This is a genomic window from Protofrankia coriariae (assembly GCF_001017755.1).
In the GTDB taxonomy this organism is placed as follows: Bacteria; Actinomycetota; Actinomycetes; order Frankiales; family Frankiaceae; genus Protofrankia; species Protofrankia coriariae.
This window is the reverse complement of record NZ_JWIO01000002.1, coordinates 94,368-103,421: the sequence shown is the minus strand read 5'-3', so window position 1 is coordinate 103,421 and position 9,054 is coordinate 94,368. Positions and strand designations below refer to the sequence as shown.

Here is a 9,054-nt window from a genome sequence, read left to right as displayed (position 1 = left end):
CCGGCGGGCCGCTGCGGCGCGAGCGCTCCACGACACACACCCCGTCCGGCTGCAGCCAGGCACCGGCGATCAGCCCGGCGAGCACGCTGGTCAACGCGCTGTCCGACAGCGCGTACGGAGGATCCAGGAACACCATGTCGAACGCGCGCTCCGGCATGATTTCCACCACACGTGGGACGGACTGGGAAAGGATCTCCACACCGGTGAACCCGAGCGTCGCCGCATTCGCGCGCAGGGTGCGGACCGCCGCCGCCGACCGGTCGACGAACAGGACGTGGGACGCCCCGCGCGACAACGCCTCGAACCCGACCGCGCCACTACCGGCGTAGAGATCGGCGAACCGCGCGCCGCGCAGCTCGACCAGTGAGGCGAGCGTGTTGAACAGCCCCTCCCGCGCCCGGTCGGAAGTCGGACGAGTCCCGCCCCCCGGTGGCACCCGAATAGGGCGCCCACGCGCGACCCCACCGATGATCCTGGTCATTTCCCGTCTTCGTCTCGTCGTTTTTCTTTGTTTTTCTTCGGATTTCTGGTGGCTGTGCGCGCCGGCCGCCGGCGCACAGCCCGCCGGCCTTGGCCCGCGCGCCGGTCATCCCTTTTCCAGATAGGCGGCAGCGGCCTCGTCGAGGGTGGCGGCGAGCGCCGCGGCCAGGACCGGATGCGCCGACAGCTGCGGATCGGCATCGACGAGGGAGCTCGCCTCGCCCCGCGCGCAGCGGATCAGCTCCTCGTCCTTGAGCAGTTCCAGCAGGCGCAGGGAACGCCGGCCGCCGGACTGGGCCGCCCCCAGCACGTCACCCTCGCGTCGCTGTGCGAGGTCGAGACGGGCGAGCTCGGCCCCGTCGGAGGTGGCCGCCACCGCGGACAGCCGCTCCCAGGCGGGCGAGCCGCCCTCCGCGTCGGTGTACAGCAGGCACCACCCGGGCGCGCTGCCGCGACCGACCCGGCCGCGCAGCTGGTGCAGCTGGGAGACACCGAAACGGTCGGCGTCCATGACGACCATCACGGTCGCGTTCGGCACGTCGACCCCGACCTCGATCACCGTGGTGGCCACGAGGACGTCCAGCTCCCCCGCGGCGAACCTGGTCATGATCTCTTCCTTCTCGTCCGGGGGCAGCCGGCCGTGCAGCGCCTCGACCCGCAGCTCGGCGAGCTCGCCGGCCCGCAGCTTGGGCAGCACGTCGAGAACGCCCGCGCCCGGCCGCCGGGCAGCCGCCGACGCGTCCCGCGACGCGGTGTCGTCCGGCCGCGCCCCGTCCACCGGGCCGGCCGCCGGGTCGGCCGCCGGGTCGGCCGCATCGTCGGCCACGTCCCCGGCCACGTCTCCGGCCGCGGGGCCGTCGGCCCCGGGGACGTCATCGGCGTCGCTGGTATCCCCACCGATGCGCGGGCAGACGACATAGGCCTGCCGGCCCGCGGCGACCTCGTCGCGGATCCGCCCCCACACCCGGTTGGCCCACTTCGGGGCTGTCGCGGGCACGACGAACGTGGAGATCGGCGAACGACCGGCGGGCAGCTCGGTGAGCGTCGACGCCTCCAGGTCACCGAAGACGGTCATCGCGACCGTCCGCGGAATCGGGGTGGCGGTCATCACCAGCAGATGCGGCGGACGGTCGGACCGGGAGCGCAGCGCGTCCCGCTGCTCCACCCCGAAGCGGTGCTGCTCGTCGACGACCACAAGAGCAAGATCGTGAAATACCACCGACTCCTCGAGCAGGGCGTGCGTGCCGACGACGAGGCCCGCGCTGCCGTCCGCGACAGCGGCGAGCGCCTCCCGCCGCGCCTTCACGCCCAGCGAGCCCGTCACCAGCACGGCCCGAGCGGCCTCGGGCGCGGCGTCGAGCTCCCCGGCCCGTCCCAGCGGGCCGAGCAGAGCGCGCAGGCTGCGCAGGTGCTGGGCCGCGAGCGTCTCGGTGGGCGCGAGCAGCACCGCCTGCCCGGCGGCGTCCACCGCGGCGAGCATCGCGCGCAGCGCCACCACCGTCTTGCCGGACCCGACCTCGCCCTGCAGCAGCCGGTGCATCGGGAAGGGCCGGGCGAGCTCCGCCGCGATCGTGGCACCCACAGCGCGCTGCCCGGCGGTGAGTGAGAAGGGCAGGGACGCGTCGAAAGCCGCGAGCAGACCGTCGGGACGGGGATGCCGCGGCGTCGCCGCGATCTTCTCGACGTCGTGCCGGCGCTGTGCCAGCGCGACCTGCAGGACGAGTGCCTCATCCCATTTCAGCCTGGTCCGGCCGCGGCCGACGTCCGCCCAGGACGACGGCTGGTGGACCAGCCGGTACGCCTCCAGCAGGCTCACCAGCCGGTAGCGGGCGCGGATGGCGGCCGGCAGCGGGTCGTCGAGCTCGGTCAGCAGGTCCAGGACGATCCGCACGCACTTGCCGATCGCCCAGCTCGGGATCTTCGCCGCGCTCGGGTAGATGGGCAACAGGCCGCCCGCGAAACCCTCGACGTCCCCGCCTGGGCCGTCCCCGCCGGTACCTGTGGGACCGGTACCCGGGGAGCCGCTACCGGCGGGAACTGTGCCGTTGCCGACTATGCCGTTACGGGCCGTGCCCGCGTGAACCGGGAGCTGCCCGCTCGCCGACTCGGCGATCCCGGGAAGCTCGACCTCCCCCGGGCCGTCGGAGAACCCCGGGATCGTGTCGTCGAGCAGCTGTACCTCGGGGTTGGTCATCTGCCGCCGGCGGTTGAACACCTCGACCTTCCCGGCGAACAACGCGGTCACCCCCGGCCGCAGGTCCCGCGACCGCCACGGCTGGTTGAAGAACGTCAGGGCGAGACTGTGCCGACCGTCACTGACCGTGACGATCAGCATCTCCCGCCCGCGTCCCCGCAGCGGGCGCCGCTTGGCGCTGGTGACCCGCGCCTGGATGGTGACCGCCTCACCGACGGTGAGGTCAGCGAGATCGGTCAGTTCCCCCCGCTCCTGGTAGCGCCTTGGCAGATGGGCGAGCAGGTCACCGACCGTCTCCAGCTCCAGGGCGCCGGCGAGCGCCGTGGCGGTCCGCGCACCCACCACGTCCCGAAGCCGCGTCTGCTGGTCGACCACACCCACGATCCTGCCCGACGGCGCCGACAGCTTCGATCTGCCCCACGTGTTCGGCCTGCCCACGCGCTTTCATGGGCGGCCCTTACGGGCGCCTCACGGGCTGGCGGTGTCCGGTGGCGGCGCGGCGTGGGGTAGCCTCGGATGACCGCCGCGAACGCGGCATGATCATTACTATTCTCTGGCGGAGTGTCTCGTGTCTTCGGTGTGCGACGTCTGCGGCAAGGGGCCGGGCTTCGGTATGTCGGTCTCCCACTCCCACCGGCGCACCCGGCGGCGCTGGAACCCCAACATCCAGACCGTGCACGCGCTCGTCGGCAAGACGCCGAAGCGCCTGAACGTCTGCACCTCCTGCATCAAGGCCGGCAAGGTCACCCGCGCGTAGCAGGCCGCGTAGCCAGGTGTGGCGGCTGTCGCCGCTGCCAGGCGTGGTCGACGGGGCCGATGCCCGCGCCGAGCGGAAAACCCGCTCCCACCGCGCCAGTGACGTAGTCCTTTGCCGCACGTACGGCATCGGGGACGTCCGCCCCACGGGCCAGCAGCGACGCGATCGCGGACGCGAGCGTGCAGCCGGTCCCGTGGGTGTGCCGGTTGTCGTGCCTGGGCGCCCGGAGCACGACGCTGTGCTGGCCGTCGGTGAGCAGGTCCACGGCGTCGCCGGGCAGGTGCCCGCCCTTGACCAGCACCCAGCGTGGCCCGAGGTCGAGCACGGCGCGCGCGGCGGCCGGCAGGTCCGCCTCGGTCCGCACGTCGACGCCGGTGAGCAGCCGCACCTCGTCGAGGTTCGGGGTCGCCACCGTCGCCACCGGCAGCAACCGGGTGCGCACGGTCTCCACCGCCTCGGGCGCGAGCAGCGGATCCCCGTGCTTGGACACCCCCACGGGATCGACGACGACGGGGACGCCGACCCCGGCCAGCTCGCCCGCGACCGCGGCGACGATCGGCGGTGACGACAGCATCCCGGTCTTGACCGCGTCCACCCCGATGTCGGCCACGACCGCGCGGATCTGCGCCACCACGGCCTCCGGCAGCAGCTCCCACACTCCGTGCACACCCAGGGAGTTCTGAGCCGTCACCGCGGTCAGCGCGCTCATCCCGTGGACCCCGAAGGCCAGCGCGGTCTTCAGATCAGCCTGGATACCAGCGCCCCCGCCGGAGTCCGACCCCGCGATCGCCAACACCCGAGCCGGTGGCAGACGCGCGACCGGGCCGGGAGCGGAACCGAAAGAGACCACGGTCCCCACGCTAGACCGCTGCCCACCCGCCCCCACGCCGCCCGTCTGGTAGACGGGCGGACAGGTGCGCGAGTGGGGCGGTGACGTGGTTCTCGTCCCTCGCGGATCCAGGTTTTCGACGTCACAGCTCAGGACGTGCGGAAGTGGTCCCAGCCGCCCGGCGCGGCGGCCGTCGGGCCGTCCGGCCCCGGTGGCCGGAGCGGGCCGCCGCGCAGGTCCGGCGGGACGTTGCCGCCCACGACCCGCACGCCTGGCCCGCCCGCGGCCGGGTCGGCGGCCAGCACACGGCCGATCACGGTGACCCCGGACGGCGGGGCGACGCCCGCCGGCAGCGTCCCGGCCAGCCCGTGATCCTCGCCGCCGGTCAGCAGATGCCGGACGTCCACGCCGGGGACGGCCGCCCGCAGCGCGTCGGCGTCCACCTCCAGCACGACGCCGGAGGCGGCCGCCACATGCCCGAGATCGGCGAGCAGCCCGTCGCTGACGTCGAGCAGCGCGGTCGCGCCCGCCCTGGCCAGAGCCGGCCCGGCCGCGTACGGCGGCGTCGGCCTGCGGTGGGCGTCGACCAGGGGCCCCTCCTGCACGCCCGCGAGCAGCAGCTCCAGCCCCGCAGCGGAGCGGCCCACCGTGCCGGCGAGGACGACCGACTCTCCCGGGCGTGCTCCCGAGCGGGTCAGCGGGGCGGCACCCCGCGGGTCCCCGAGCGCGGTCACGGCCAGGCAGACCTCGGTCGCGCTGACCGTGTCACCGCCGACGACGACCGCGCCCACCTCGGCGCACTCGTCGCGCAGGCCGTCGGCCAGGCCCTCGGCGAGCTCGACCAGGGTGGACGGCGGGCAGGCCAGGCCGACCAGCAGGGCGGTCGGGACGGCTCCCATGGCCGCCACGTCGGCGAGGCTCTGCGCGGCAGCTTTACGTCCGACGTCATATGGGGAGGACCAGTCAAACCGGAAGTGCCGCCCTTCCACGAGCAGATCTGTGGTAGCAATCACATAACCGGAGGGTGTCAGGACCACCGCGGCGTCGTCACCAGGACCCGCTGGCGGCGCCGGTGCGCCCAGTCTGGCCGCCACTCGGGCGATCAGACCAAATTCCCCTACCTCAGACACTCTCACCGGAGCCGATTGCCTGTTACCTTCTGTCGGCCCGTTGTTCTGCGGCACGGGTTGTCGACGTCCGACAAGGGAGCCTCTGTGGTCCACGCGTACATCCTCATCCAGACCGAGGTCGGAAAGTCCTCATCAGTGGCCAAGGAGATCGAACAGATCCCCGGTGTCACCCAGGCGGAGGACGTCACCGGCCCCTACGACGTGATCGCACGTGCCGAGGCGGCCAGCGTCGATGAGCTGGGAAAGCTCGTCATGTCGCGCGTGCAGACGGTCGACGGGATCACCCGCACGCTGACCTGCCCGGTGGTGCACTTCTGACGCCTCGCGCGCGCCTGTTCCCCGTCATGACCGGCCGGGACGACAGGGTACGGGCAGGGCGGTCATCGGCCGCGCGGCCCTGTCGGCCAGCCGGGTCACCGGGGCCAGCGGTCGGGCGACGGACCGGGTGGCCGGTCGTGCTCCTCGCTCAGATCATGGCCCTCGCCGTTGTGATTCCGCTCACCGCGTGTGCTGGCGCCCCTGGCCCGGTCACGGTCAACGGCGCTCCGGATCCGGCCGGGGAGCAACGGTCGGCCTGCCTCACCCTCGGCGCCGCCCTGCCGTCATCCCTGGGGCCGGGCCTGGAGCGTCGCGAGGTCCGGCCGGCGTCGCCGTTCGTCGCGGCCTGGGGCTCCCCGCCGGCGGTGCTCTCCTGCGGCGTGTCGGGGGTCGCTCCCGGCTACCGGCCTGACGTGACGCTCGCGGTGGTCGACGACGTCGGCTGGTTCGCCGAGGAACGCGGCGACACCGTCCGCTACTCTACGCCTACTCGGCGTCCGCAGGTTGTGCTGCTGCTCCCCGCGTCCGTCCAGGCCTTCGACGTGCTGGCCACGCTCGCCGCGCTGGTTCGTGACGCGACACGGTCGACGACGGCCTGAGCGCGGCCGGCCAGCCGGCGGCAGCGGCGACGGAGGGAGGCGACGGGGATCAGCGCAGCCCCGTGCCGTGACGGGTCGCCAGCGCGACCAACCGGTCCACCAACCGCGGATAGTCCAGGCCGGTGGCGGCCCACATCCGCGGGAACATCGAGGTCGGGGTGAACCCCGGCATGGTGTTCACCTCGTTGACGACGACCGAGCCGTCCGGGCGGACGAACACATCCACCCGGGCAAGGCCCGCGCAGTCCAGCGCGGCGAACGCCCGCACGGCGATCTGACGGACCGCGGCGGTGACCTCGGCGGGCAGGTTCGCCGGGACGTCGAAGCGGGCCGCGTCCGAAAGGTACTTGGCCTCGAAGTCGTAGAAGCCCGCGGACCCCGCGGACAAGGCCACCGTCACCTCCGCGGGCAGGCTCGCCTCCGGCCCGCCGCCGTCGAGGCTGCCGAGCACGCCGCACTCGACCTCACGGCCGACGACGGCGGCCTCGACCAGCACCTTCGGGTCGACGGCGCGGGCGGCCTTCAGCGCGGTCGCCAGGTCGTCCCAGGCGTCCACCCGGCTGATGCCGATGCTCGACCCGCCCCGGGCCGGTTTGACGAACACGGGCAGGCCGAGGCGTTCGCGGTCGTCGCCGCTCAGGTCCTGCCCGGCGCGCAGCACCGTGTACGGGCCGATGTCGAGCCCGGCGGCGGCGAGCAGGATCTTCATGTACTGCTTGTCCATGGCCGCGGCGCTGGCGAACACCCCGGAGCCGACGTAGGGGACGGCGGCCATCTCCAGCAGCCCCTGCACGGTGCCGTCCTCACCGAACGGCCCGTGCAGCAGCGGGAACACCACGTCGACGGCGCCAAGGCCAACGGCGCCAAGGTCGGCGGTACCGCGACCGGCGGTATCGCGGTCGGCGGGGCCGGGGCCCGNGCGGGGCCGGGGCCCGCCGAGGCCGCCGCCCCGTCGAGCGCTATCAGGCCGCCCACGGTGGGGTCACCTGGCAGCACCACCGGCCTGGCGGTGGCGTCGACCGCGGGCAGCACGCCGTCGCGGACGGCGAGCACGTCCGGATCGTCCGGGCCGAGCACCCATCGGCCATCGGGGGTGATACCGACAGCGACAACGTCATAACGCCGCCGGTCCAGGGCTCGCAGGACGCTGCCAGCCGAGACACAGGAGATCGCGTGCTCGGTGCTGCGGCCGCCGTACAGGACGGCGATCCGGGTCCGGCGCGGCGGAGAGCCAGGCATGACGGGACCCTAACCGATGCCCGGCCGCGTCCCGCCGAACCCCACAGCGAGTCCACCTGTAAACACCGTTCAGGCAACACAAAACCGTCGTAAAATCAACCAAAAACAAACAATCAACAAGAAATACATGAACGGTCATCGCCGGATCATGAGAACGAGGGAACAAACGGTCGCCATAACAGCCGTTTCCTTACTCATTCCTTCGATCACGGGAACCCGACCGGGGTTTGGGGGCGCGTTTGGCGGATAGCCGGTCGTGGGCGGTGTCCGTGGCGCGGGGTCGGGGATGGCCAGGGGTGGCTGGGGGGTGGTCAGCCGGCGCGGTACTCGGGGCCGGGCTCCCGGCTCATCAGTTCCTTGACCGCGTCCAGCGGGGCCAGGCCCTCGTGGATGACCCGCTCCACCTGCTCGGTGATCGGCATCTGGACGTCCAGGGAGCGGGCCAGGTCCAGGACGGGACGGCAGGAGCGGACGCCCTCGGCGACCTGGTGCTGCTGGGCGTTGGCCTGGGCGAGCGGCACGCCCCGGCCGAGCTTCTCCCCGAAGGTGCGGTTGCGGGACAGCGGAGACGAGCAGGTGGCCACCAGATCGCCCATGCCGGCGAGCCCGGCGAAGGTCAACGGGTCGGCGCCGAGCGCCACACCGAGCCGGGTCGTCTCGGCCAGCCCCCGGGTGATCAGGGAGGCGATCGTGTTGGTGCCGAACCCCATGCCCTCGACCATCCCGGCGGCCAGCGCGATCACGTTCTTGACGGCGCCGGCGAGCTCACAGCCGATCACGTCCGGGTTCGTGTACGGGCGGAGGTAGGGCGTCCAGCAGGCTGTCTGGACCGCCCTGGCCGCCCGATCGCTGACGCTGGCGACGACGGTGGCGGCTGGCTGCTCGGCCGCGATCTCCCGGGCCAGGTTCGGGCCGCTGACCACGGCGATCCGCTCCGGGGCCGCTCCGGTGACCTCCTGGATCACCTCGCTCATCCGCAGCTGGGAGCCCAACTCGATGCCCTTCATCAGGCTCACGTACACCGCGGACGGCTCCACCAGCGGGGCCCACCGCGCCAGGCAGGCCCGCAGCACCTGCGACGGCACGGCCAGGACGACCAGCTCGGCCCCGCGCAGCGCCTCGGCGGCCTCGAGCGTGGCGTCAAGTCGGTCCGGCAGCGTCAGGCCGGGCAGGTAGCGGGGGTTGGTGTGGAAGCGGTTGATCGACGTGACCACGTCGGGCTCGCGTGCCAGCAGCGTGACCCCGGCTCCGGCGTCCGCGAGCACCTTGGCGAAGACGGTCCCCCAGGACCCGGCGCAGAGAACAGCCGCCCGCCTCATCCGGACCGCCTGCCGGCAGCGGTCCGCGCGGCCGGGGATCCACCACGGCGGGCCACCGGCCGCGGATCGCCGGACCGAAGACGACCAGGCCGAAGGCTGCCGGCCTGAAGACCGCTGGTCTGAAGATCGCCGGCCTGGATGCCGCCGGATCGAAGATTGCCGGATCGGGCGTGACCCGGCCGGCGCCCG

General features: G+C 73.1%; 9 protein-coding genes and 1 pseudogene. 3 read left to right on the top strand and 7 right to left on the bottom strand.

Translation table 11 applies throughout. The features are described 5' to 3' along the window. Together rsmD and recG are read right to left on the bottom strand one after the other, a co-directional pair. A partial coding sequence (gene rsmD, locus FrCorBMG51_RS01520) for a 16S rRNA (guanine(966)-N(2))-methyltransferase RsmD (RefSeq protein WP_235433225.1) occupies positions 1-481 on the bottom strand: 481 nt, incomplete at its 3' end. A 105-nt stretch (positions 482-586) separates the two neighbouring features. Continuing rightward, positions 587-3,049 carry an ATP-dependent DNA helicase RecG gene (gene recG, locus FrCorBMG51_RS01515; protein WP_047221469.1) on the bottom strand — a complete coding sequence of 821 codons (2,463 nt, stop codon included), beginning with the start codon at positions 3,047-3,049 and terminating at the stop codon, positions 587-589. Positions 3,050-3,242: 193 nt separating this feature from the next. Here recG and rpmB point away from each other — a divergent pair, with 193 nt between their 5' ends. Continuing rightward, positions 3,243-3,431, top strand: coding sequence for a 50S ribosomal protein L28 (gene rpmB / locus FrCorBMG51_RS01510; protein ID WP_013874853.1), 189 nt, complete (start codon positions 3,243-3,245; stop codon positions 3,429-3,431). Here the strand turns inward: rpmB and thiD are convergent. Together thiD and FrCorBMG51_RS01500 are read right to left on the bottom strand one after the other, a co-directional pair. Continuing rightward, entirely contained in the window at positions 3,418-4,290 is an 873-nt protein-coding gene (gene thiD / locus FrCorBMG51_RS01505) for a bifunctional hydroxymethylpyrimidine kinase/phosphomethylpyrimidine kinase (protein WP_086055186.1), read from the bottom strand. The genes rpmB and thiD overlap by 14 nt on opposite strands. Before the next feature lie 119 nt (positions 4,291-4,409). Next, on the bottom strand, positions 4,410-5,390 hold the full coding sequence (locus tag FrCorBMG51_RS01500) for a thiamine-phosphate kinase (protein ID WP_268760508.1): 981 nt from the start codon (positions 5,388-5,390) through the stop codon (positions 4,410-4,412). Between the two features lie 84 nt (positions 5,391-5,474). Between FrCorBMG51_RS01500 and FrCorBMG51_RS01495 the strand changes: the two genes are divergently transcribed. Both FrCorBMG51_RS01495 and FrCorBMG51_RS01490 read left to right on the top strand, forming a co-directional pair. After that, positions 5,475-5,708, top strand: a complete 234-nt coding sequence (locus FrCorBMG51_RS01495) for an Lrp/AsnC family transcriptional regulator (protein ID WP_013874856.1) — start codon at positions 5,475-5,477, stop codon at positions 5,706-5,708. 137 nt (positions 5,709-5,845) lie between these two features. After that, complete coding sequence (locus FrCorBMG51_RS01490; RefSeq protein WP_076842912.1) at positions 5,846-6,307, top strand: DUF3515 family protein; 462 nt, start codon at positions 5,846-5,848, stop codon at positions 6,305-6,307. A 49-nt stretch (positions 6,308-6,356) separates the two neighbouring features. On the opposite strand, the gene FrCorBMG51_RS01485 is transcribed toward FrCorBMG51_RS01490, so the two are convergent. From FrCorBMG51_RS01485 to FrCorBMG51_RS01480, 3 genes and pseudogenes are all read right to left on the bottom strand, one after another. Continuing rightward, positions 6,357-7,142, bottom strand: a complete 786-nt coding sequence (locus FrCorBMG51_RS01485) for a D-alanine--D-alanine ligase family protein (RefSeq protein ID WP_275452037.1) — start codon at positions 7,140-7,142, stop codon at positions 6,357-6,359. Positions 7,143-7,378: 236 nt separating this feature from the next. Then, a pseudogene (locus FrCorBMG51_RS34355) lies at positions 7,379-7,546 on the bottom strand (D-alanine--D-alanine ligase A); the annotation flags it as partial. A gap of 311 nt (positions 7,547-7,857) precedes the next feature. Further along, positions 7,858-8,865 carry an NAD(P)H-dependent glycerol-3-phosphate dehydrogenase gene (locus FrCorBMG51_RS01480; RefSeq protein WP_047221351.1) on the bottom strand — a complete coding sequence of 336 codons (1,008 nt, stop codon included), beginning with the start codon at positions 8,863-8,865 and terminating at the stop codon, positions 7,858-7,860. Positions 8,866-9,054: the final 189 nt, after the last annotated feature.